The organism is Streptomyces sp. NPDC050548 (genome assembly GCF_044457385.1).
GTDB lineage: Bacteria > Actinomycetota > Actinomycetes > Streptomycetales > Streptomycetaceae > Streptomyces.
In genome coordinates, this window is the sequence record NZ_JBITGV010000010.1 from 99,990 (window position 1) to 123,042 (window position 23,053).

Consider the following 23,053-nt stretch of genomic DNA (forward strand, 5'->3'; position numbering starts at 1 on the left):
GCACGCAGGCCCAACTCGCCGTTCAGGCAAGGGATTCCGAGCGCTGCACGGTACCGGTGAGGCCCGTGGCGTCCTGGCCCGCGAGGAGAACCGCGGCCCTCGCCATCGCCTCCGGCGGCTCCACCATCTCCGGCGGGATCTCCCGGCCCCCGCCCCCGGCCTGCCATCCCTCCGTCAGCACCACCCTTGACGGAGCGAGGCAGTTGACCGCGATGTTGTCCTTCCGCAGGTCGGCGGCGAGCCCCAGATAGAGGCGCTCGACCGCCGCCTTGGACACCCAGTACGCGTTGGCGCCCCGGTCCGTCATGCCCACCCCGCCGGTCGTCACGGCCACCAACGACCCACCGCCACGCGCGCGTACGTGCGGAATCACCGCCCGGGTCACCAGGAACACCCCGGTCAGATTGACGTCCAGACACAGCTGCCAGCGCTTGAGCGGCGTCGACTCGACCGGGCCGAGCCAGAGCACCCCGGCATTGGCTACGAGAATGTCGATTCCGCCGAATTCCGCGACCGTGGCGGCGACGGCCGCGTCGACCGACGCCTCGTCGCTCACGTCACAGGGCACCGGCAGCGCCCGTCCGCCCGCCGCCGTGATCCGGTCCGCGACCGAGTGGATCGTCCCGGGCAGCCGCCCCTCCCGCTCGGAGCGCGCGGCGACCGCGACCGACGCGCCCGCTTCGGCGAGCGCCAGCGCGACCGTACGGCCGATGCCACGGCTGGCGCCCGCGACGAACGCGACCTTGCCCTTCAACGAGCCGCTCACGCCGCTCACTTCCCCTACTTCGGCGGGAACCGGAGGGCGCCGTCGAGACGGACGACCTCGCCGTTGAGATAGTCGTTCTCGACGATGTGCTGGACCAGTGACGCGTACTCCGGTGACTGACCCATGCGCTTCGGGTACGGCACCTGCGGCCCCCAGTAGGCCTCCAGTTGGGGACCTGCCTTGCCGTAGGCCGGTGTGTTGAAGGTGCCCGGCGCGATCGTGACGACCCGGATGCCGAGCGGCGAGAGATCGCGGGCGGCGACCAGGGTCATGCTGACGACTCCGCCCTTGGCTGCCGCGTAAGGGAGTTGGCCGATCTGGCCCTCGTACGCGGCGATGGACGCCGTGCTGACGATGACACCCCGGCCGCCGTCCAGCGGCTCCTGACGGGCCATCGCGGCGGCGGCCAGGCGCAGCACGTTGAACACGCCGGTGAGATACACGTCGATCGTCTTGCGGAAACCCGCGAGGTCAAGGGGAGAGCCGTCCTTGCCGACCAGCCGGCCACCGCTCGCCGGGCCGCCGTGCGCGTCCACCGAGATCCTGAGCGGTCCCGCCGACTCCGCCTCGGCCAGCGCCGCTTGGACGTCGTCCTCGACGGTGGCGTCGGTGCGCACATAGCGCACACCCAACTCCTGCTCCAGGGCCTTGCCCTTCTCGTCGGCCAGATCGGCTACGACGACCTTCGCTCCCGCCGCGTGCAGCCGACGGACGGTGGCCTCGCCCAGGCCACCCGCCCCGCCGACGACGACCGCGGAGCTCCCACTGATCTGCATCAAGGATTTCCTCTCTTGCGAACAGCGCTCTAGTGAGATGAGAATAGCATTCTCATGAACATAACCATGATTCTGGAGATGGTGGCCTCGGGCGGCGACCGACCGGTGGTCACGGCGAACGGCCGCTCCCTGACCGCCTCGGAACTGCTCGCCCGCGCCCGCACCGCCGCGCACCGCTTCCAAGGTCACCCGGCCGTGCTCTATCTGAGCCCCAGTCACCTCGCCTATCCGGTGGCCCTGTTCGGAGCCGCTCTGGCGGGCATCCCGTTCATCCCCCTCAACTACCGCCTCGGCGCACACCAGTTGGACCGCCTCCTGGCCCGCCACCCCGGCGCCCTCGTGCTGCGCCCCGCCGACCTGGACGCCCTGCTGAGCGCCGAAGAGGACACCGACGTAACGGAGTTGGCCCACGCCCAGGACCAGGACTCGGTCGCGGTGGTCCTCTACACCAGCGGCACGACCGCCGAACCCAAGGCGGCCCTGCTGCGCCACCGCCACCTGCTGGCCTACGTGCTCAACACCCAGGAGTTCGGCTCCGCCGAGGAGGGCGACGCGGCGCTGGTGGCGGTCCCGCCGTACCACGTGGCCGGGTTGATGAACCTGCTGACGAACCTCTACTCGGGCCGCCGCCTCGTGTACCTCTCCGCCTTCGACGCGGGGGAGTGGCTGGAGACCGCGCGCCGCGAGCGGGTGACCCACGCACTCGTCGTGCCCACCATGCTGGCCCGCATCGTCGCCGAGGTCCCGGCGGACGACGCCGGTACGCCCGCACTCCGCAGCCTGGCCTACGGCGGAGCCCGGACCCCGCTGCCCGTGGTGGAGCGGGCGTTGCGGATCTTCCCCGGGACGGGGTTCGTGAACGCCTACGGCCTGACGGAGACGGCCTCTTCGGTCGCGGTGCTGGGACCCGACGACCACCGCGAGGCGGTGGCGTCCGCCGACCCGGCCGTACGGGACCGACTCGGTTCCGTGGGGCGGCCGTTGCCCGGGGTCGAGATCGAGATCCGTGGGGAGGACGGGAAACCGGCCCGTGCCGGGGAGACCGGGCTCGTCTTCGTGCGCGGCGATCAGATCTCCGGCGAATACGGCGGACGCAGCGCACTCGACGCGGACGGCTGGTTCCCCACGAGGGACCGGGGCCGTCTGGACGTCGACGGCTATCTGTTCATCGAGGGCCGTGCCGACGACACCATCATTCGCGGCGGCGAGAACATCGCTCCCGCCGAGATCGAGGACGTTCTCGTCGCCCACCCCGGGATCGTGGAGGCCGCGGTGATCGGTGTGCCCGACGCCGAGTGGGGGCAGCGGATCGTGGCCGTCGTGGTCGGCGAGGGCGATCCGGCGGAGGTCCGCCAGTGGGTCCGGGACCGGCTGCGCTCCTCCAAGACCCCCGACACGATCGTCTTCCGCGCCGAACTGCCCAAGACCGAGACCGGAAAGCTGCTGCGCCGCACCCTGCTGGCCGAGTTGGAGACCACCCATGCCTGAAGCAGTCCTCGTGTCCGCCCTGCGTACCCCCGTCGGCACCGCCGTGAAGGGCACCCTCCGCGACACCACCGCGTTCGACCTGGCCCACCACATCGTCGCCGCCGCTGCCGCCACGGACGGGCTCGACCCGGACGCGGTCGACGACGTCATCCTCGGCGAGGGCCTGTACGGGGGCGGGGTCGTGGCCCGGCACGCGGCACTGACCGTCGGACTCACCGCCGTACCCGGCCTCGCCCACAACCGCCACTGCGCCGCCGGTCTCGCGGCCGTGCAGAGCGCGGCGGGCAGCATCCGCGCGGGCATGGACGAACTGGTCATCGCCGGCGGCGTCAACTCGGCTTCCACCTCCCCGAAACTGCGATTCCGCGTGGACGGGGAGTGGGTCGAGCCGTGGAGCCCGCCCACGCACCCGGACCGCCCCGACGCCCCCAACCTGGACATGTCGATCACGGTCGGCTGGAACACCGCCGTACGGGCCGGTCTCAGCCGCGCAGACATGGACGCCTGGGCGCTGCGCTCGCACCAGAACGCGATTCGCGCCATCGACGAAGGCCGTTTCGACGCCGAGCTGGTGCCCATCGACACACCGCACGGACTGTTCTCCGTCGACGAACACCCGCGCCGCACCACGAGCCTGGAGAAACTGGCCTCGCTCAAGCCGCTCCACCCGGAGATAGACGGCTTCTCGATCACGGCGGGCAACGCGGGCGGCGCCAACGACGGTGCCGCCGCACTGGTGGTGGCCAGCGACCGGCTCGGCCTGCCCGCGCTCGCCGTGGTCCGCTCCTGGGCCTCGGTCGGCGCCGACCCCGCCGAGACGGGGCTCACCCCCGTGAAGGTGATCCCCAAAGCCCTTGCCCGCGCGGGACTTTCGACATCCGACGTCGACCTCTTCGAGATCAACGAGGCCTTCGCCGCCGTGCCCGTCGCCGCGGTGAAACTGCTCGGTCTCGACCCCGACCGCGTGAACGTCAACGGCAGCGGCTGTTCCCTCGGCCACCCGGTCGCCGCGACCGGCGCCCGGATGCTGGTCACGCTGGTGCACGAATTGCGCCGCCGAGGCGGTGGCATCGGCGTGGCCGCGATGTGCGCGGGCGGCGGCATGGGCTCGGCCACGGTCATCGAGGTGCCGGCGCCATAGCGCTCAAGTACGGAGAGGAGTCGATGCGATGAGGGGAACGCTGTGGAGGGCTTGAAGGAGAAGGTCGTTCTCGTCGTCGGCGCGGCCACCGGGCTGGGTGCCGCGTCGGCCCGGCGGCTCGCCGACGAGGGCGCCAGGGTCGTCGTCGCCGATCTCGATGTCGAGGGCGCCCGGCGGACCGCCTCGGCCATCGGTGACGCCGGTGGCGAGGCGATCGGGGTGGGTTTCGACATCGCCGACGAGACCTCGGTCGGCGAACTGGTGACGACCACCGTGCGGACGTACGGCGCCCTCGACGCAGTGCACATCAACGCGGGGGACATGGGCGCGGTCTCCAAGGACACCGACGTCGTCGACATGGACCTCGCGGTCTGGGACCGGACCTTCGCCGTGAATCTGCGGGGCCACATGCTCGTCACGCGTTACGCCGTTCCCGAACTCCTCGCCCGGGGCGGCGGCGCGCTCGTCTACACCTCGTCCATCGCGGCCTTCACCGGCGAGGCCGCGCGCCCCGCGTACTCGGCGACCAAGGCGGGCATCAACGCCCTCGCCCGTCATGTCGCCTCCCGCTGGGGCAGGGAGGGCATCCGGGCCAACGCGGTCGCCCCCGGTCTGATCCTGACCCCGGCGATCCAGGAGGGCGCCGCCCCGGACCTGTTGGAGGCACTGCTCGCCCGCACCCGCAGCACCCGGCACGGCCGCGCCGACGACATCGCCGCGATGGTCGCCCACCTCATGTCCGACGCGGGGGCCTGGATCAACGGCCAGGTCATCAACGTCGACGGCGGCACCGTGATGCGCTGAGCGCTCTGTGGGAGCGGGCCGCTACTCGACCGTACGGAAGCGCAACAGGGCCTCCTGCGCGAACGAGGCGACCAAAGACCCCTGCGCGGTGAGCACATCGCCCCGGCCGTAGCAGCGGCCGTGGGCGAGCAACGGGCTCTGCTGGCGCAGGAGAAGCCAGTCGTCCGTCGTGAAGGGGCGGTGGAACCACACCGTGTGCGCGGTGACGGCGGACGAGAACGCCGTTCCCGAATCGTGCTGCGTGACCCCCTCCAGCGGGCGAAGCGCCGTACCGATCAGACTCAGATCGCTCGCGTACGCCGTCAACGCGGGCGCGAGTTCAAGCGCCACCGCCGGTGTCCGCATCCACAGGTCGTACTCGGGCGGTTCCGACTTCGGCGAGTCCACGTCGACCGTGGCCCGGGTGTCCCAGGGCAGCAGCGAGAGGTCCACGTCGTGCTCGGCTCCCGGCACCGCCGGCATCAGGAACGCGATCTGCTGGTCGGGACCCTCCTCGTGGGAGTGCAGGGAAACCGCCGCCACGGCCGCGACGCCCTGCGTCTGACGCGCCACGACCGTCAACGTGGCGAAGGAACCGCCCTCATGATGACGCGTCACCTCGTACCGCACCGGTTCCTGCGGCCGTCCGGCCCGCGCGAACTGCACATGAAGGCTTTTGACCGCCTTCTCGGGGCAGGCCAGTTGGGCGGCCCGGACACTCTGCGCGAGCAACTGCCCGCCGAAGATGCGGTGATAGCCGAGTTGTTGGTTGCGGCCCTCGAACGTGTCACCGGGGCGGACGGCGAGGTCCAGGCAGGAGAGCAGGTCGCTCCACAGATCGGTCACTGATGTCACTCCTCGGTCGATCACGGGCGGACGAGCTGTCGATCACAGGTGGACGAGCCGCGGAGCGGACCCGCCGGCCCGCAGCAGTGCCCCGGCCTCGCGCGTCAACTCCCGTGCACTGCCCAGGAGTCCGTCCAGCACCATGGCCCGCCGCACATGCCGGTGCAGATCGTGCTCGGCGGTGAAACCGATCCCGCCCAGGACCTGCTGACAGTGCCGGGCCGCCGTCAGCGCCGCCTGCCCGGCCGCGGCCTTGGCCAGCAGCGCGCCCAGATCGTCGGTGGCGGCCACCAGGGTGGCCTCGGCGCCGTCCAGCGCCACGAGGGTCTCGGCGAGCCGGTGACGCACGGCCTGGAAGGAGGCGAGCGGGCGGCCGAACTGTGCCCGATCGACGGCGTGTTGGCGGGCCAGCGCGAGCATGGCGCGACCCGTCCCGAGCAGCCACCAGCCGAGCGCGACCCGACCGGCGGGGAGTGGGACGGGGGCTCCGGCGGGCACGGACCGCAGGGGCAGTTCGGCGTCCAGGGCCGCCCCGGCCGCACTGTCGTCGCGCTCCCAGGCGACCCACGTGCCGCCGGTGTACGGCAGCGGCAGTGTGCCGCCGAGCGGACGGCCCGCCGCGCCGAGCAGGACGTCGTTGAGGAGGGGCGCGTGGGCACCCGTCTCGCCGAGCAGACGGAAGGCGAGCGGTACGGCGATGTCCGGCTGTTCGGCGAGGAGTTCGGCCCAGCCCAGGTCGGCGAGGGCGGTGTCCAGAGCCTGTCCCGACGCGGCCGTCATCGTCTTGCGGAGCGTCTCGGCGAGCAGGTCCCGTTCGGCGGCGTCCACGGTTACTCCTTCCCCAGGTCGAGCAGTCGGCGCGCGATGATGTTCCGCTGGATCTCGGCCGTACCGCCGTAGATGGTCGCCGCCTTCGCGTACAGGTACTCCGAGCGCCACGGCGTGTCCGTCAACTCCAGTACGCCGGGCAGCAGATCGCGCACGGTCTCGAAGAGCCGTTGCTCGGCGGTGGCGAGCAGCACCTTGTCGACCGACGTCTCCGCGCCCAGCCGCTCGCCCTCGCCCAGGCGTCGCTGGGTGGCGTGGGAGCGGCAGCGGACGGTGTGCAACGCCAGGTAGGCGGCGCCGAGTTCGGCGTCGTCCGGGACGCTCGTCTCGGCCAGCAGGCGGTCAAGTCGCGTGTAGAGATGGGCGATCCGGTGCCAGAAGCAGGTGGACCGCTCGTGCGGCAGCAGGTCCATGGCCAGGCGCCAGCCGTCGCCGGGGCTCCCGAGCATCCGGTCGGCGGGCACGATCACGTCGTCGAAGAACACCTCGGCGAACTCGTCCACACCGTGCATCGTGCGCAGTGGCCGGACGGTGATGCCGGGGGTGTCCATGTCGACGAAGAAAGCGGTGATCCCGTTGTGGCCCGGCGCGGTGCGGGTCAACAGGACGCAGCGAGCGGCGAATTGGGCCAGGCTCGTCCACACCTTCTGGCCGCTGATCACCCAGTGGCCGTCGCGGGCAGCCGCGCGCGTGGTGAGGGAGGCCAGGTCGCTGCCGGAACCGGGCTCGGAGAAGCCCTGGCACCACTGCTCGCGGCCGCTGAGCAGCCGGGGCACCATTTCGGCGGCCAGCGCGGGAGGGGCGTACGAGATCATCGTCGGGGCGAGGACCTCGATCATCGAGTAGATGCCCGGCTCGGCCAGTTCCCGGGTGGCGACCTCCTCGCCGAGCACCGCTCTCAGCACCGCGGGCCCGCCGAGCCCCCTCACCTCGGCGGGCCAGCCGTACCGCATCCAGTCCGCGTCGTACAACGCCCGGCGGACCCGGGCCAGTTGAGCGACCTGGGCGTCCAGGGAGTGGTCGGGGCCGGGGGACAGGTCGTGCTCGTCCAGCCAGCCGCGCAGGTCCGAGCGGAAGTCGGCGACGTTCACGTACCCGGGCGCGGAGGAGGCGTTCATGTTCCCGGGCGCTGATAGGCGTGCGGGCGGCCCGAGTCGTGCGCTCCGCTGCGGCGGATGAACGTCATCGCGCGGGTGCGCAGCCGCCACCCCTCGTCCGTGCGGACGTAGGTGTCGTTGTAGTAGCCGATCCGCATGTCGTGCGTGGCGTGGTCGACGAAGCACAGCGGCTGGGTGCCGGTGGCCGTATCGCCGGACAGATCGACGGCCGGCGTACCCGTGAGGAACAGCCCCTTGGGGGCGGCGGCCACGAGCGCCGGGAACTCGTCGAGGCCGTAGGAGTCCCCGAAGGCGCTGTACGTGCCGTCGGGTGTGAAGACCGCCAGCACCCCGTCCAGGTCGCCGCGCGTGATGCACACCGCGTAGCGGGCGAGGAGCTGCTGGATCTCCATCAGGTCGTCGGTCGGACCTGGGGGAGGAGCCGGAACAGGCAAGGAGGACAAGGACTTTCCACCCTTCACCATGAGTGAGAATGCCATTCTCTCAGATGAGTGGCAGATTTCCACGACGCGTGAGGCGACGTCAACAGTCTCTGTCTGAATGGTTGATTCTCCGTAGATGAGAAGCTAGTTTCCAGCGATGGAGAGGGGAGATCCGACGCGATGGACCAGTTCCTCACCTTCGGGATCGTGGGCCTGAGCACGGCCGCGATCTATGCCGTCATCGGCAGTGGGCTCGTGCTCACCTACACCACCACCGGCGTGTTCAACTTCGCGCACGGCGCGGCCGGCATGCTGTCCGCGTTCATGTACTGGCAGCTGACCGTCGGCTGGGGCTGGCCCGTTCCGGTCGCCCTGGTCGTGGTGCTGCTCGTGCTCGCCCCGGGCTTCGGACTGCTCGTCGAGCGGTTCGTGCTGCGCCCCGTCCAGGCCCTCGGCGAAGCCGAACGGCTCGTCATGACGGTGGCGTTGCTCAGTGGACTCATCGCGGCGGCGCGCTGGATCTGGGACCCGAACGTCGCCCGCCCACTGCCGTTGTTCTTCGCCGACCGCAAGCCCTTCCATGTCGGGCCTGCCGTCATCACCTGGCACCAGGCGATCACCATGGCGGTGGCCGTCGCCGTCGCGATCGGCCTGCGCGTCCTGCTCTACCGCACCCGCGCCGGAGCCGAGATGCGCGCGGCCGTCGACGACCGGGCACTCGTCGGTCTCACCGGCGCCGACCCGGTCCGGGCGGGCCGGGTCTCCTGGATCCTGGGCACCCAACTGGCCGCGATCGGCGGCATTTTGATCGCCCCGACCGTCACGCTCGACGCCGCCCAGCTCTCCCTGCTGATCGTCAGCGCCTACACCGCGGCAGTCTTCGGCAGGCTGCGCAGCCTGCCGCTCACCTTCCTCGGCGCCGTCGTCGTCGGCTGCATGGAGAGCTATCTGACGGGCTACCTGCCGCAGAACGACTACCTCCCCGGACTACGGCTCGCCGCCCCCGCCCTCCTTCTCTTCCTCGCCCTGCTGGTCTTCCCGCACCGCCGCCTGCGCGGCCGCGAACGACGGCTCGCCCGCGTCCCGGTGCCGAGCGCGCGCGGCACACTCGTGTTCGCCGCGGTGGTCATCACCTTCGGCGCGGTACTGGCCTCCCTTCTCGGAGAAGCCGACCTCATCACCTACGGAGCGATCTTCTCGCTGGGCGTGGTGGCACTCTCGTACGTCCCGCTCGCCGGGTACGCGGGACAGGTCTCCCTGTGCCAGCTGAGCATGGCCGGCATCGGCGCGGTCGTCTGGGGACACCTCGGCGCCCACGGCCAACTGTGGGCGCTCGGCGCCGCGATCCTGGTCTCGGCGGCGGCCGGAGCGCTGGTCGCACTGCCCGCACTACGGCTCTCCGGCGTCTATCTCGCCCTGGGCACAGCCGCGTTCGCCGTGATCCTCGACCGCTGGATCTTCACCATCCCGGCCTTCCACGTCCTCGGCCTGCGGATCGCCCTCTTCGACCAGGGCTCGGTGGACATCTCAGGGCCCCACCTCTTCGGTCTACGGCTCGACAGCGGGCGGGAGTTGATGGTGTTCGCCGCCGTCTGCCTCGCCCTCGCCTCGATCGGTGTGGCCGCCCTGCGCCGCAGCCGCTTCGGACGGCGACTGATCGCCCTGCGGGACAGCGAGGCCGCGTACGCCACCCTCGGCGGCAACCTGCTCGTCGCCAAGGTCGCCGTGTTCGCCCTCGCCTCCGGCATCGCCGGACTCGGCGGAGCGCTGTACGGAATGCAGCAACGCACCGTCACCGCCGACCAGTTCAGCCTCATCGCGGGACTGCCGATCTTCCTCGTCGCCGTGGTCGGCGGACTCGGCGCGGTCGGCAACGGACTCTTCGCGGGCACCGCCTTCGTCGGCCCGACGAACGCCCTGATCGCCATCGCCCCGGGCACCGCGAACCTGGTCGCCCTGCTCCCGGGCCTCGCAGGCGTCGGACTCGGCCACAACCCCGACGGCATCGTCTCCCGCTTCCGCCGCCAGTGGGAGCCCCTCGCCCGCGACCGCATCGCCCTGCCCGCCCTGCTCTGCGTCCTCGCCCTGGCCTGGGCGCTGCGCTTCGAGGACGTGATCAACGACTGGACGTACTACGGCGGTTCACTCCTCCTCGCCTTCGCGCTGCGCACCTGGGCGGACGCCCGGCAGGCCGTTCCGGTCGAGCCGGAGATCGCCGTCGAGTGGTGGGGCCTACGGCGTGAGTGGCGCCCCGAGGACGAGGAGGTGCTGGCCCGTGGCATCGCTGCAGGTTAGCGGAGTGACCGTCTCCTACGGCGGAAACCGCGCTCTCGACGGGGTCGCCCTGACCGCCGAGGCGGGCCGGGTCACCGGACTCATCGGACCCAACGGGGCAGGAAAAAGTACCCTGTTCGACGTCGCCTCCGGACTGCGCAGACCCTCCTCGGGGCAGGTCCGGCTGGACGGCCGGGACGTCACCCGGGCCCGGCCCTCGGCCCGCGCCCGGCACGGACTGGCCCGCACCTTCCAACGCCTGGAACTCTTCGGCCGGTTGAGCGTGCGCGACAACCTCCTCGTCGCCGCCGAACTCGGACCCGAACGCCGCCGGGCGGACCAGGTCGTCACCGAGATCCTGCACCGCCTCGATCTCACCGGCCTCGCCGACACCTCACCGGACGCCCTCCCCACCGGAGTCGGCCGCCTGGTCGAGGTCGGCAGAGCGCTCGCGATCCGCCCGAAGGTGCTGCTCCTCGACGAACCCGCCGCCGGACAGGACGCGGAGGAGACCGAGCGCTTCGCGGAACTCCTGCGCGCCCTCACCGAGGACGGCACCGCCGTCGTCCTCGTCGAGCACGACATGAGCCTCGTGATGGCCGTCTGCGACGAGGTGTACGTCCTCGACCTCGGCAAGATCATCGCCGCCGGCCCGCCCGAGGTGATCCGCAGCGACGAAACGGTACTCGCCGCCTATCTGGGGGACGCGTGAGCGCACTTCTCGAACTGCGCGGTATCCGCGCCGCCCATGAACGCATCACCGTCCTGCACGGCGTCGACCTCGACGTCACCGCCGGACAGGTGGTGGCACTGCTCGGACCGAACGGCGCCGGAAAGACCACCACCCTGCGCGTCGCCGCCGGAGTCCACCCCGTCGAGTCCGGCCAACTCGTGCTCGGCGGACGGGACATGACCGGCGCCGACCCCCGCGACCTGGCCCGCGCCGGAGTCTGCCTCATCCCCGAAGGACGAGGCGTGTTCCCGAACCTCTCCGTCCGCGACAACCTCCTGATGATGACCTTCACCGGCCGCAGCCGTGAGGAGATCGAGGAGATCGCGTTCGCCCGATTTCCCGTCCTCGCGCAGCGCGCGGGACAGGCCGCGGGCACCCTCTCCGGCGGCGAGCAGCAGATGCTCGCCCTCGCCCGCGGTCTCACCACCGACCCCGCCGTCCTGCTGCTCGACGAACTCTCCATGGGGCTCGCCCCGTTGGTCGTCGGCCGGCTCTACGAGCAGGTCGGCGAGATCGCCCGGCAGGGCGTGGCAGTCCTGGTGGTCGAGCAGTTCGCCGCTGCGGTTCTCGACATCTGCGACCATGCCGCCGTCCTCGTCCGCGGCCGGGTCGAACGGCAGGGCCACCCCGACGGCGGCCTGCGCGCCGAACTGTCCGCTCTCTACCTGGGGAGTTCCACATGACGTCCACCGAGACGCGAGCGGACCGCTTCGTCCGCGAACTCACCGTCCTGAAAATCCCCGACCCGGCCGCCGGAAGGGCCGCTCTCTGGCTGCGCGCGGGCGCCGTCCTGATGACGATCGGCGTCGTCCTCGGAGTGAGCGCCTACTTCATCTCGCACAACACCAGCGACCCGCTGGTGCAGAACGACGCTCTCACCCTCGGCCTCGCCGCGGTCGCCGGAAGCGTCGTCGGCTCCGCGCTCTTCCTGCGGTACTCGCTCACCGGCTTCCTGCGGTACTGGATGGCCCGTCAGTCCTACGACGTGGAACTCCTCGCCGACCGCCTGCTCGAAAGGGAACTCCGCCATGACCCCACCGGCACCGACGCCGCGCCCCGGTGACCAACTCGCCAGCACCGTCTGCGGCACCCGCGTGGTCGTCATCCGCGCACCCGCCGACGCACACCCCCAACTGGCCTGCGGCGGCAGCCCGTTGGTCCCCGCGGCCGAAGCGCCCCCGGCGAAGCCCGGACCGGCCGGCACCACCACCCTCATCGGCAAGCGGTACGTCGACGCCACCGGGACGCTCGAACTGCTCTGCACCGCCTCCGGCGCGGGCGAACTGACCTGTGACGGCGCCCCCATGACCCTGAAGGCGGCCAAGCCGCTGCCCGCCTCCGACTGACCGACCCACCCCCGAAGGAGCCGTCATGGACCGCGACGACCTCATCCTCATCAGCGTCGACGACCACATCATCGAGCCGCCCGACATGTTCGTGAACCACCTTCCCGAGCGCTACAAGAAAGACGCGCCCCAACTGGTGCACCGGGACGACGGAACCGACGTCTGGCAGTTCCGCGGCGTCACCATCACCAACTCGGCGCTCAACGCCGTGGCCGGCCGGCCCAAGGAGGAGTACGGCGTCGAACCGCAGGGCCTCGACGAGATCCGCCCCGGCTGTTACGACGTGCACGAACGCATCAAGGACATGAACGCGGGCGGCATCCTCGCCCAGATGAACTTCCCCTCCTTCCCCGGCTTCTCGGCCCGGCTCTTCGCCACCGAGGACGCCGACTTCTCCCTCGCGCTCGTCCGGGCCTACAACGACTGGCACATCGACGAGTGGTGCGCCGCCTACCCGGGCCGCTTCATCCCGATGGCGCTGCCCGCCATCTGGGACGCGGAGCTGTGCGCGGCGGAGGTCCGCCGGGTCGCCGAGAAGGGCGTGCACTCGCTCACGTTCACCGAGAACCCCGCGGTCCTCGGCTACCCGAGCTTCCACGACCCGTACTGGAACCCGCTGTGGCGCGCGCTCTCCGACACGGACACCGTCATGTCGGTGCACATCGGCTCCTCCGGCAGGCTCGCCGTGCCGGCCGCCGACTCGCCGCCCGACGTGATGATCACGCTCCAGCCGATGAACATCGTCTCCGCCGCCGCCGACCTGCTCTGGTCGCGGCCGGTCAAGGAGTTCCCGAATCTGAAGATCGCCCTCTCGGAAGGCGGAACCGGCTGGATCCCGTACTTCCTGGAGCGCCTCGACCGCACCTTCGAGATGCACTCCACCTGGACCCTCCAGGACTTCGGCGGCAAGCTGCCCTCCGAGGTCTTCCGCGAGCACTTCCTGACCTGCTTCATCACCGACAAGCTGGGTGTACGGCTGCGCCACGACATCGGCATCGACAACATCTGCTGGGAGGGCGACTACCCGCACAGCGACTCCCTGTGGCCGGACGCCCCCGAGCAGCTGCACGACGTGCTCACGGAGTGCGACGTCCCCGACGACGACGCCCGGAAGATCACCTTCGAGAACGCGATGCGCTGGTACTCCTTCGACCCCTTCGCGCACATCCCGCGCGAGCAGGCCACCGTGGGCGCCCTGCGCAAGGCGGCCGAGGGCCACGACGTCACCACCCGGTCCCGCAGCCACCAACTCATCGAGCCCGCCGAGAAGTTGGAGGCGTTCCGCTCCAAGGCCCGGGCGGCCGTGGCGGCGGCCCGATGAGCGACCTGGTCCTGACGGAACGGGTCGGCGCCGTCCTCGTGGCGACCCTGAACCGTCCCGAGGTCCGAAACGCCATGAGCCCGGAGCTGATTGACGAACTGTCAGCTGTGCTGCGAGAGGCGGACACCGACCCGGCGGTCCGGGCGATCGTCCTCACCGGCGCCGGAACGGTCTTCAGCTCCGGCATGGACCTCAAGGCGTTCGCGAAGGGCGGCGGCAGGTTCGACGGCCTGGTGTGGTTCTTCCGCCAGGGCATCGCCACCCCGGTGATCGCCGCCCTCAACGGCTCGGCACTCGCCGGCGGCTTCGAACTCGCGCTGGCCTGCGACCTGGTGGTCGCCGCAGAGGACGCCAAGCTGGGCATCGCCGAGGTCAAACGCGGCCTCTTCGCGGCCGGCGGCGGTACGACCCTCGCCGACCGGGTTCCACTGGCCGTCGCCCTGGAAATGGGACTGACCGGCGACCTCGTCACGGCGGCGGACGCCAAGCAGTTCGGCCTGGTCAACCGAGCCGTACCGGCCGAGAAGGTGCGGGAGACAGCGCTGGCCCTGGCCGAGCGCATCGCCGAGAACGGCCCTCTCGGTGTCGCGATGACGAAGAAGCTGATGCGGGAACGCCGTTGGGCAGAACCGGCAGAGGTCGAGGCGGTGTTCAGGAGCGCCGACGCGGCGGAGGGGGCGCGGGCCTTCGCCGAACGCCGTAGTCCGGTGTGGACCGGGAAGTGACCCAACTCCGGTGTCTTCGGCGACTGTTGGAGACACCGGAGTGATGCTCAGGAGCGGACCGCCTCCTGAGCATCGGCGGTCGCGTCATCGGTATCGCTGATCTCGTCGACCAGTCCCCAGCGCAGTGCCTCTACGGCGCTCAACTCCGCCCCGGACAGGGCGAGATACGCCGTCCGCTCCCGGCCGACCCGTACCGGGATGCTCGCCGTGCCGCCCGCACCCGGAATCAGCCCCATCCCGATCTCCGGCAACCGGATCACCGTGTCCCGCGCGGCGACCACCCGGCCCGCGAAGGCGGCGAGTTCGATCCCCGCTCCGACACAGGCCCCGTGCAGATGCGCGGTCACCCGCGGAGCGCACCGGTGCAATAGCGCGGCCGGGCTGCGATGGACCCGCACGAGATGAGCGTGCGCCGGATCACGGGACGTACCGAACTCGGAGAGGTCACCCCCGCTGCAGAACGTTGGACCGTTCCCGTACACGTCGACGCGGGTGACCGACGGGTCGGCCACGGCCACCTGGAGCGCCTCGCACAGCGCGTCCCGCGTCGCCGCGTCGAACGCGTTGCGCACCCAGGGCCGGTCCAGCGTGATGGCCAGCCGAGAACCGTCACGACCGAGCCGTACGGGAGTCTCGGCCGGGCGGTGCGTACGCCGGGGAGCGGCGGCCAGCCAGGACCGGAAGTCCGTTCCGCCCTGGAGCGTCGAATAGGCCAGGGATTCGAGAACCAGCCTGTCCGGGACCGAGAGCCCGCTGCCCATCCGTAGCACCTGCACCAGCGCGACGGCCGCGGCGGGCCGACCCTCGACGATGTGCCCCAGCTCCCTAGCCGTGGCCTGCGGATCCGCGCACGACACCCACGGCCTGGGCGGATCGGGGACACCGGTGAGCAGTACGTCGTACCCGGCGATCGAGTCCTTGGGTGCTGCGGCCACACCGATCACGACACGGTCGCGTGCGTCTGGTTCCCATGCGGGGGTGCGGTCGAGATCGACGATCACGAAGGGCGACTCCACGGTGATCTCCCTCCAGGCGTGGACCGGAGTGTAATTTGAGATCACCTGTGGAGAGAAGAGGGTTCGACTCATGGAGAATCACGCTCTCCGCGCATGGATGGACACTGTCGAGCCTTACCTGGCCCCCCTCTCGGACGTCGCCCGCTCGTTCACCGATCTGACGGGTGTGCCGGTGGATCTGCCGAGCGCACTGTTCCTCCGGGCTCAACTGGCAGGTCTGGAACGCCCAGGAAGGACCTCGGCCAACGGCTCCTGCCACCTCCTTCGCACCGCCGACGGCTGGACCGCGGTGAACCTGGCCCGCCCCGACGACCTCAACGCCGTACCCGCACTGCTGGCACTGCTCGGCTCTCCGTCCGCGGAAACCGGGGGCTTGCACGAGGCCGTACAGCGGGTCACGGCTGCCGAAGCGGCCGAGGCCGCACAGCTGTTGGGCATCGCCGCCGCAGTACCTGGATCGGTCACCCAGGACGCACGGCCGGCGGTTCGTGCCGAGCACTGGGGCGAGCGGCGTGTGCGTGCGATGGCCGATCTGCGTGTCGTCGACTTCTCCGCACTCTGGGCGGGGCCGCTGTGCGCCCGGCTGCTGGGGCTGGCCGGCACGCGGGTCGTCAAGGTGGAGAGCGCGACGCGACCGGACGGCGCCCGCCTCGGGTCGCCCGCCTTCTACCGCTGGCTGCACGACGGCCACGACAACCTGGTGGTGGATTTCGCCCCAGGTGCGCTGGACGAACTCGTCGCCGAGGCCGACGTCGTCATCGAGGCCTCGCGACCGCGCGCGTTGCGCCGACTCGGTCTTCGCGCCGAGGAGTTCCTCGCCGCCCGCCCCGGCCGGGTCTGGGTCGGCATCACCGGCTACGGACGCGAGAGCGGCCGTATCGCCTTCGGTGACGATGCTGCCGTCGCCGGCGGACTGACCGGGCTCGGCCCGAACGGCGACCCCGTCTTCCTCGGTGACGCACTCGCCGACCCCGTCACCGGTGTCTTCGCCGCCCACGCCGCGGCCCGTTCCCTCGCCGGGGGAGGCGGAGAACTCCTCTGCGTCTCCATGGCCGCCTGCGCCGCGACCCTCGCCGAGGCGTACACACCGGTCCACCCGCCGTGCTGATCAGGAACGTGGAGGTGGCGGGCCACGGAGCGGCGGTGGACGTACGGATCGAAGGTGGGCGGATCGCCGAGATCGGGCCCGGGCTGCTGGGCCGGGGTGAAGTGGACGGCCGGGGCGGTGCGTTGCTGCCAGGGCTGCACGACCATCACATCCATCTCGCGGCGCTGGCCGCCGAAGCCGCCTCCGTGCGTGTCGGGCCGGGGGACGTACGAGACCGTACGGCGTTCGCGGCGGCCTTGGCGAGTGGGCCGCCGGGGGAGTGGGTGCGGGCCGTCGGCTACCACGAGGGCGTCGCGGGGGAGTTGGACCGGTGGACGCTGGACGCGCTCGTCCCGGATCGGCCGGTGCGGGTGCAGCATCGTACCGGCGCGCTGTGGGTGTGGAACAGCGCCGCGCTCCGGGCGGCCGGGCTGGAGGGCGACGGACGGTTCTGGCGCGAGGACGAGCGGCTGCGCGGGTTCGTGCCGCCCGTACGGCTGGATCTGGAGGGCGTGGGACGGCGGGCGGCGGCACTCGGCGTCACGGGGTTCACCAACGCCGACCCGCACCCGGCCGGCGGACTCACCCAGATGCTGTCGGTCCTTCCACAACGGCTCCTGGTGATGGGCGTCGACGAGCCCGTGAAGCTGATGCTCGACGATCCGACGCTCCCCACTCCGGCCCAACTCGCCCGCACCATAGGGGAGATCAGGCCCAGGCCGGTCGCCGTGCACTGTGTGACCCGGGTGCAGTTGCTGGTGACACTGCTCGCTCTGGACGAGGTGGGTCCGGCCGACGGCGACCGGATCGAGCACGGGTCGGTCATCCCGGCCGAGACGATCCCGTGGCTGCGACGGCTCGGGGTGACGGTGGTGACCCAGCCCCACTTCCCCGTCGAACGGGCCTCCGCGTACGCCACCGACGTGGACACCGACGACCGCCCTCACCTCTACCGCTGCCGCACCCTGACCGAGGCCGGCATCCCCCTCGCCGCCGGTACCGACGCGCCCTACGGCACCCCGGACCCCTGGGCGGTCATGCGGGCAGCGACCGAACGGGACGACGGTGAACGGCTCCAACCGGAGGCGGCGCTACGGCTGTTCACCGGCGAACCCCGACATCCGGCCCGCACAAGGCGGTTGGCAGTCGGCGCGGTCGCCGACCTGTGCCTGCTCCACGTACCGCTGCGTACGGCCCTCGACGCGTTGTCCGGTGAACTGGTCCGCGCCGCATACGTGTCGGGCCGCCGCATCTCGCCCGCATGACCTCTACACGCTGTAGCCGCCGTCGACTCCCAACGCCTGCCCGGTGATGAACCCGGCCCGGTCCGAGGCGAGGAACGCGACCGCCTCCGCGATGTCCGTGGCGTCGCCGAAACGGCGCATCGGGATGTTGCGCCGGGTGACGGCGAGGGCGTCCTCGTCGAGTTCGCCGGAGCTGATCAGGCGGCCGGCGATACCGTCGTTGAGCATGCCGGGCGCCACACAGTTCACGCGGACGCCGTAGCGGCCCTCCTCGGCGGCCAGCGCCCGGGCCACCGCCTCGACCGCGCCCTTCGCGCCCGACGACAGTCCGTCCCGTACCGGGAAGCGGCGGGTGGCGACGGTCGTCACGGCGACGATGTTGCCCCGGCTCTCGCGCAGCAACGGCAGTGCGGGATGGGCGAGGTTGAAGAACGCCACGGCGTCGCCTTCGAGTTGGGCACGGTACTCACTCGGCGAGACCCTGCTCAGGTGCCTCATCGGCACGTGCGGACCTGCCGCGTACACGAGCGTGTGGATGCCGCCGGGTGTCTCCGCCACGGCCTCGGCCGTGGCGGCCTCGTCGGTCAAGTCCAGCCGTATCGCCCGCGCTTGACGGCCCAGCTTCCCCACCTCGGCGGCGACGGCGTCCGCCGCCTCCTGGTTGGCCCGGTACGTGAGGACGATGTCGCTGCCCCGCTCCGCGAGGAGCCGTACTACCGCCGCCCCGATACCGCCCGAGCCGCCCGCCACGAACGCGACACCTGGTCTGCTGGAGAAGTCCGGCACCGTAACCGCCTCACAATCCGAGGGACTTGGCGATGATGACCTTCATGACCTCGCTGGTTCCGGCGTAGATGCGGGTGATGCGCGCGTCCGCGTAGAGCCGGGCGATGGGGTATTCCAGCATGTAGCCGTAGCCGCCGAACAGTTGCAGACAGCGGTCGACCGCGCGGGCCTGCATCTCGGTGCAGAAGAGTTTGACCTTGGCGGCGTCGGGCCCGCTCAGTTCGCCCCCGACGAGTTCGAGCACCGCCCGGTCCAACATGGCCTGTGCGGCCTCGATCTCGGCTGCCACGGCGGCGAGTTCGAACTTCGTGTTCTGGAAAGAGGCGACCGGTTTCCCGAACGCCTTGCGCTCCTTGACGTAGGCGATCGTCGTGTCCAGGGCAGCCCGCGCCTGCGCGACCGAACCCACCGCCACCGTCATCCGCTCCTGCGGGAGGTTGTGGCCGAGATAGCCGAACGCGGCACCCTCCTCGCCGAGCCGGTTGGTGACCGGCACCCGGACGTCGTCGAAGGCCAGCTCCACCGTGTCCTGCACCTTGATGCCCAGCTTGTGCAGCACCCGGCCCCGAGTGAAGCCGGGCATGCCGTCCTCGACGACCAGCAGGGTGAGCCCGGCGCGGCGGTTGTCCGGGTCGGTCGCCGTACGGGCCACGACGATCACCAGGTCGGCGAGGAGCCCGCCGGTGATGAAGGTCTTCGCGCCGTTGAGGACGTACGAATCCCCGTCGCGCACGGCGGTCGTACGGATCCCGGCGAGATCGGAGCCCGTGCCCGGCTCGGTCATCGCGATGGCCGTCAGCAACTTCCCGGAGGCCAGGCCGGGGAACCAGCGCTCGCGCTGATCCCGGTCGGCGTAGGTGAGGAAGTACGGCAGGACGACATCGAGTTGAGTCCGGACGGTCCCCAACGTCACCAGGGCGCGGGCCGATTCCTCCTGGAGGACGACGTTGTAGCGGTAGTCGTCGAGGCCGGCTCCGCCGTACTCCTCGGGGACCGCCGTGCCCAACAAGCCCAGCGAGCCCAGCTGTTCGAAGAGCGTGCGGGGGAGTCGGCCGGTCTCCTCCCACTCGGTGTAGTGCGGGACGACCTCCTTGGCGATGAAGTCCCTGGCGAGCCGGCGGAATGCCTCGTGGTCGTCGGTGAAGACGTCTCGGCGCACAACATCCCCTGTCAGGAAGCGAGTTCGACGACGGTGGCGTTGGCGGTGCCGCCGCCCTCGCACATGGTCTGCAGGCCGTAGCGGATGCCGTTCTCCCGCATGTGGTGGAGCATGCGCGTCATCAGGACGGCACCCGACGCGCCGAGCGGATGCCCGAGCGCGATGGCACCCCCGAGCGGGTTGAGGAGGGCCGGATCCGCTCCGGTCTCGGCCAGCCAGGCCAGCGGGATGGGCGCGAAGGCCTCGTTGACCTCGAAGACGCCCACCTCGGAGAGTGCGACTCCGGCCTTGCGCAGCACCTTCTCGGTCGCGGGGATCGGTCCGGTCAGCATGAGGACCGGATCGGAACCGGTGACCACACCCGCCCGGTAGTGCGCGATCGGTGTCAGCCCCAGCTCACGGGCCTTCTCCGGGGTGGTCACCAGCAGAGCCGCCGCACCGTCGGAGATCTGCGAGGAGTTGCCCGCGTGGATCACCCCGTCCTCCTGGAAGGACGGTTTCAGCTTCGCGAGAGTGGCGCTGCTGGTCCCTCGCCGTATGCCCTCGTCCAAGGTCACCGCGCCCGCGCCCGCGCCCGTGTCCGTGTCCGCGGTCACCGGCACGATCTGCGCGTCGAACGCCCCGCCGTCCTGCGCGGCCGCCGCCCGCTCGTGCGACAGCGCGGCGAACTCGTCGAGGACACCCCGGCCAAGGCCCCACTTCCGCGCGATCAGCTCGGCCGAGACACCCTGGTTGAAGGAGAAGTCCTCGTAACGGGCGAGGACTTGGGGACCGTACGGCATCCCGCCGGCCCGCGAGGCCCCGAGCGGGACCCGGCTCATCACCTCGACGCCGCCCGCGACCACGACGTCCTGCTGGCCGGACATGACCGCCTGGGCGGCGAAGTCCAGGGCCTGCTGGCTCGATCCGCAGGCCCGGTTCACCGTGGTCCCCGGGATGGTCTCGGGCCAGCCCGCGGCCAGCACCGCGTAGCGGCCGATGTTGCTCGACTGGTCGCCCAGCTGGCCCACGCAGCCCCACACCACGTCGTCCACGACCTCGGGATCCAGGCCCGTACGGTCGACGAGGGCGCGGAGGACGACGGCGGAGAGGTCGGCCGCGTGCACACCGGCCAGACCGCCGTTCCGTTTGCCGACGGCGGTGCGGACCGCCTCCACCACCACTGCCTTACGCATTACGTCTCCTTTGTCGCTGTAGGCGCGGCTGTTCCCGGCACTGCCCAGCACCCCGTGTAGCGAGGCGGGCGCTTCTCCACGAAGGCGGCATACGCTTCCGGGACGTCTGCCGTGGCGAAGTTCATGGCCTGCGCCCGCGCCTCACCGGCAAGGGCCTCGCGCAGCGTGCGATCGGCGTTCTCGTTGAGGAGCGCCTTGTTCTGTGCGAGAGCGACCGGGGCTCCGGCGACCAGCCGGGCGGTCAGATCGCCCACGAAAGCGTCGATCTTGTCGGCGTCCACGACCCAGGTCACCAGGTTCAGCGCGCGGGCCTCCTCGGCGTCGATCGTCTCGGCCAGCAGCGCCAGCCGTTTCGCCTGCTGCAACCCCACCAGCTTCGGCAGCAGCCAGGAGCCGCCGCAGTCCATGGACAGGGCACGGCGCGCGAAGATCTGCGAGAACGCGCTCTCCGGAGTGGCCACGACGAAGTCGCAGCCCAGGGCGAGATTCCAGCCCGCGCCGACCGCCACCCCGTGCACCTTGGCGATCGTGGGGATCGGCAACTCGTGCAGCATCAGCGTGACTTCGGTCAGAGTCCGCATCCGGTACAGGGGGTGCTCGTCGCTGACGCCCTTGCGGATGTCGGCCCCGGAGCAGAACGCGCCGCCCGCACCGGTGAGCACGAGCGCACGTACCGTACGATCGCTGCCCGCCGCGGTGAGCGCCGTTCGCAGAGCGTCCCACAGGTCGGCGTCGATGGCATTCTTGCGCTCCGGCCGGTTCAGCGTCAGCGTCCGGACACCGTCGGCGTCGCTCGTCAGAAGCACCGGCGGCCCGCTCAACGCACCGCTCCCTGTGCCCGGAGTACGGCGATCTCCTCGCCCGTGAGGCCGAGTTCGGCGAGTACGGCGTCGGTGTGCTGGCCGAGCGCGGGAATCGCGCCCATCGGCGGGTCGTACCCGGCGATGACCGGGGGCGGCAGCAGCGCCGGCACCGGACCGGACGGCGTGTCGATCTCCCGCCACCGGTTCCGTGCCTGGAGATGCGGGTGGGCGATGACGTCACTGGTCGTGTTGTAACGGGAGTTGCCGATCCCGGCCGCGTCCGCGCGATCCTGTACGTACGCGAGGTCGTGCCGTGCGCACCAGGCGCTGATCTCCGGCTCCAGCAGGGCGCGGTGCTCCACCCGTCCCGCGTTGCTCCGGAAGCGGGGGTCGTCCGCGAGGTCGGGGCGTTCGAGCAACTCCCTTGCCAGGCGCTGCCATTCACGGTCGTTCGTCGTCCCGAGGATCACGGTGTGGCCGTCGGCGGTGCGATGGGCGCCGTACGGTGCCACGGCCGGCGAACTCAGACCGAGCGGCTGCTGCTCGACCCCGGAGTGCCGGGTGTAGGTGAGCGGATAGCCCATCAGCTCCGTCATCGTGTCGAACAGGCTGACCGCGACGGACGAGGCCGCGGGCCCCACTCCGCGTTCCCTGCCGCACAGCAGCGCGACGACCGACAGCGCGGCGTACAGCCCGCTGCTCACATCGGCCATCGGGGGGCCGGGTTTGGCCGGTGCTCCCGGGGATCCGGTCACCGAGCAGGCGCCCGACTCGGCCTGTACGAGGAGGTCGTAGGCCCGCTTGTGGGAGAGCGGGCCGCCGGGGCCGTAGCCGTCGATCTCGACGGCGATCAGTTCGGGGTGACGGGTCGTCAAGTCGTCGGGGGAGATGCCCAGTTTGGCCGTGGTGCCGGGTGTGAGGTTGGAGACGAGGACGTCGGCGCGCTCCAGCAGGCGGTGCAGGACGCCCATGCCGCCGGGAGTCTTCAGGTCCAGGGCTACCGACTCCTTGCCCCGGTTGACCCAGACGAAGTGCGCCCCGAGTCCCTTGACCACGTCGTCGTAGTGGCGGGCGAAGTCGCCGCCCTGAGGGTTCTCGACCTTGATCACGCGGGCGCCGAAGTCGCCGAGCGTGCGGGTGCACATGGGGGCGGAGATCGCCTGTTCCAGCGCGACCACGGTGATTCCGGCCAGCGGCCCGGTCGTTGTCGTCATCT

Annotated in this window: 24 protein-coding genes; 12 read left to right on the forward strand and 12 right to left on the reverse strand. The window is 71.0% G+C overall.

The features are described 5' to 3' along the window. Positions 1-22 precede the first annotated feature (22 nt). Positions 23-766, reverse strand: coding sequence for an SDR family NAD(P)-dependent oxidoreductase (locus tag ACIBJH_RS26790; RefSeq protein ID WP_399119411.1), 744 nt, complete (start codon positions 764-766; stop codon positions 23-25). A gap of 14 nt (positions 767-780) precedes the next feature. After that, positions 781-1,542 carry an SDR family NAD(P)-dependent oxidoreductase gene (locus ACIBJH_RS26795; protein WP_399119412.1) on the reverse strand — a complete coding sequence of 254 codons (762 nt, stop codon included), beginning with the start codon at positions 1,540-1,542 and terminating at the stop codon, positions 781-783. Between the two features lie 54 nt (positions 1,543-1,596). On the opposite strand from ACIBJH_RS26795, the gene ACIBJH_RS26800 reads away from it, so the two are divergent. From ACIBJH_RS26800 to ACIBJH_RS26810, 3 genes are read left to right on the forward strand one after another with little or no spacing between them, the layout of a single operon-like run. Beyond that, positions 1,597-3,030 carry a class I adenylate-forming enzyme family protein gene (locus tag ACIBJH_RS26800; protein ID WP_399119413.1) on the forward strand — a complete coding sequence of 478 codons (1,434 nt, stop codon included), beginning with the start codon at positions 1,597-1,599 and terminating at the stop codon, positions 3,028-3,030. Next, the gene (locus ACIBJH_RS26805; protein ID WP_399119414.1) at positions 3,023-4,171 is read left to right on the forward strand and encodes a thiolase family protein; all 1,149 of its coding nucleotides are present in this window, start codon (positions 3,023-3,025) and stop codon (positions 4,169-4,171) included. Before ACIBJH_RS26800 ends, ACIBJH_RS26805 begins: the two co-directional genes overlap by 8 nt. Before the next feature lie 42 nt (positions 4,172-4,213). After that, entirely contained in the window at positions 4,214-4,975 is a 762-nt protein-coding gene (locus ACIBJH_RS26810; RefSeq protein WP_399119415.1) for an SDR family NAD(P)-dependent oxidoreductase, read from the forward strand. A 21-nt stretch (positions 4,976-4,996) separates the two neighbouring features. Here ACIBJH_RS26810 and ACIBJH_RS26815 read toward each other — a convergent pair whose 3' ends face one another. Genes ACIBJH_RS26815 through ACIBJH_RS26830 form a run of 4 tightly spaced genes read right to left on the reverse strand, consistent with a single transcriptional unit; the run spans position 4,997 to position 8,138 of the window. Further along, entirely contained in the window at positions 4,997-5,800 is an 804-nt protein-coding gene (locus ACIBJH_RS26815) for an acyl-CoA thioesterase (protein WP_399119416.1), read from the reverse strand. A 42-nt stretch (positions 5,801-5,842) separates the two neighbouring features. Beyond that, positions 5,843-6,628, reverse strand: a complete 786-nt coding sequence (locus ACIBJH_RS26820) for an acyl-CoA dehydrogenase family protein (protein WP_399119417.1) — start codon at positions 6,626-6,628, stop codon at positions 5,843-5,845. 2 nt (positions 6,629-6,630) lie between these two features. Continuing rightward, on the reverse strand, positions 6,631-7,746 hold the full coding sequence (locus ACIBJH_RS26825; protein WP_399119418.1) for an acyl-CoA dehydrogenase family protein: 1,116 nt from the start codon (positions 7,744-7,746) through the stop codon (positions 6,631-6,633). After that, a complete protein-coding gene (locus ACIBJH_RS26830) occupies positions 7,743-8,138 on the reverse strand; it encodes a nuclear transport factor 2 family protein (protein WP_200711230.1) in 396 nt (131 codons plus the stop codon). The genes ACIBJH_RS26825 and ACIBJH_RS26830 overlap by 4 nt, the downstream gene beginning before the upstream one ends. 210 nt (positions 8,139-8,348) lie before the next feature. On the opposite strand from ACIBJH_RS26830, the gene ACIBJH_RS26835 reads away from it, so the two are divergent. Genes ACIBJH_RS26835 through ACIBJH_RS26865 form a run of 7 tightly spaced genes read left to right on the forward strand, consistent with a single transcriptional unit; the run spans position 8,349 to position 14,567 of the window. After that, positions 8,349-10,463, forward strand: coding sequence for an ABC transporter permease (locus ACIBJH_RS26835; RefSeq protein WP_399119419.1), 2,115 nt, complete (start codon positions 8,349-8,351; stop codon positions 10,461-10,463). Further along, positions 10,444-11,154, forward strand: coding sequence for an ABC transporter ATP-binding protein (locus ACIBJH_RS26840; protein WP_399119420.1), 711 nt, complete (start codon positions 10,444-10,446; stop codon positions 11,152-11,154). Before ACIBJH_RS26835 ends, ACIBJH_RS26840 begins: the two co-directional genes overlap by 20 nt. Further along, positions 11,151-11,858 (forward strand): ABC transporter ATP-binding protein, encoded by a 708-nt coding sequence (locus tag ACIBJH_RS26845; RefSeq protein ID WP_399119421.1) that lies wholly within the window; start codon positions 11,151-11,153, stop codon positions 11,856-11,858. Before ACIBJH_RS26840 ends, ACIBJH_RS26845 begins: the two co-directional genes overlap by 4 nt. Then, positions 11,855-12,238: a hypothetical protein gene (locus ACIBJH_RS26850; protein ID WP_399119422.1), complete on the forward strand. Its 384-nt coding sequence runs from the start codon at positions 11,855-11,857 to the stop codon at positions 12,236-12,238. The genes ACIBJH_RS26845 and ACIBJH_RS26850 overlap by 4 nt, the downstream gene beginning before the upstream one ends. Then, entirely contained in the window at positions 12,204-12,521 is a 318-nt protein-coding gene (locus tag ACIBJH_RS26855) for a hypothetical protein (protein ID WP_399119423.1), read from the forward strand. Before ACIBJH_RS26850 ends, ACIBJH_RS26855 begins: the two co-directional genes overlap by 35 nt. Positions 12,522-12,546: 25 nt before the next feature. Next, a complete protein-coding gene (locus ACIBJH_RS26860) occupies positions 12,547-13,842 on the forward strand; it encodes an amidohydrolase family protein (protein WP_399119424.1) in 1,296 nt (431 codons plus the stop codon). Next, positions 13,839-14,567 carry an enoyl-CoA hydratase-related protein gene (locus ACIBJH_RS26865; protein WP_399119426.1) on the forward strand — a complete coding sequence of 243 codons (729 nt, stop codon included), beginning with the start codon at positions 13,839-13,841 and terminating at the stop codon, positions 14,565-14,567. Before ACIBJH_RS26860 ends, ACIBJH_RS26865 begins: the two co-directional genes overlap by 4 nt. A gap of 47 nt (positions 14,568-14,614) precedes the next feature. Here the strand turns inward: ACIBJH_RS26865 and ACIBJH_RS26870 are convergent, their stop codons facing one another. Continuing rightward, a complete protein-coding gene (locus tag ACIBJH_RS26870; protein WP_399119427.1) occupies positions 14,615-15,583 on the reverse strand; it encodes an enoyl-CoA hydratase/isomerase family protein in 969 nt (322 codons plus the stop codon). Between the two features lie 70 nt (positions 15,584-15,653). On the opposite strand from ACIBJH_RS26870, the gene ACIBJH_RS26875 reads away from it, so the two are divergent. Both ACIBJH_RS26875 and ACIBJH_RS26880 read left to right on the forward strand, forming a co-directional pair. Next, positions 15,654-16,691, forward strand: coding sequence for a CoA transferase (locus tag ACIBJH_RS26875; protein WP_399119428.1), 1,038 nt, complete (start codon positions 15,654-15,656; stop codon positions 16,689-16,691). Next, a complete protein-coding gene (locus tag ACIBJH_RS26880; RefSeq protein WP_399119429.1) occupies positions 16,685-17,935 on the forward strand; it encodes an amidohydrolase family protein in 1,251 nt (416 codons plus the stop codon). Before ACIBJH_RS26875 ends, ACIBJH_RS26880 begins: the two co-directional genes overlap by 7 nt. A 3-nt stretch (positions 17,936-17,938) precedes the next feature. On the opposite strand, the gene ACIBJH_RS26885 is transcribed toward ACIBJH_RS26880, so the two are convergent. From ACIBJH_RS26885 to ACIBJH_RS26905, 5 genes are read right to left on the reverse strand one after another with little or no spacing between them, the layout of a single operon-like run. After that, complete coding sequence (locus ACIBJH_RS26885; RefSeq protein WP_399119642.1) at positions 17,939-18,664, reverse strand: SDR family NAD(P)-dependent oxidoreductase; 726 nt, start codon at positions 18,662-18,664, stop codon at positions 17,939-17,941. A 46-nt stretch (positions 18,665-18,710) separates the two neighbouring features. Further along, the gene (locus tag ACIBJH_RS26890) at positions 18,711-19,859 is read right to left on the reverse strand and encodes an acyl-CoA dehydrogenase family protein (protein ID WP_399119430.1); all 1,149 of its coding nucleotides are present in this window, start codon (positions 19,857-19,859) and stop codon (positions 18,711-18,713) included. A gap of 11 nt (positions 19,860-19,870) precedes the next feature. Further along, positions 19,871-21,034: a thiolase family protein gene (locus ACIBJH_RS26895; RefSeq protein WP_399119431.1), complete on the reverse strand. Its 1,164-nt coding sequence runs from the start codon at positions 21,032-21,034 to the stop codon at positions 19,871-19,873. Continuing rightward, positions 21,034-21,855: an enoyl-CoA hydratase/isomerase family protein gene (locus ACIBJH_RS26900; protein WP_399119432.1), complete on the reverse strand. Its 822-nt coding sequence runs from the start codon at positions 21,853-21,855 to the stop codon at positions 21,034-21,036. The genes ACIBJH_RS26895 and ACIBJH_RS26900 overlap by 1 nt, the downstream gene beginning before the upstream one ends. After that, positions 21,852-23,051 carry a CaiB/BaiF CoA transferase family protein gene (locus ACIBJH_RS26905; protein WP_399119433.1) on the reverse strand — a complete coding sequence of 400 codons (1,200 nt, stop codon included), beginning with the start codon at positions 23,049-23,051 and terminating at the stop codon, positions 21,852-21,854. The genes ACIBJH_RS26900 and ACIBJH_RS26905 overlap by 4 nt, the downstream gene beginning before the upstream one ends. Between the last annotated feature and the right edge of the window lie 2 nt (positions 23,052-23,053).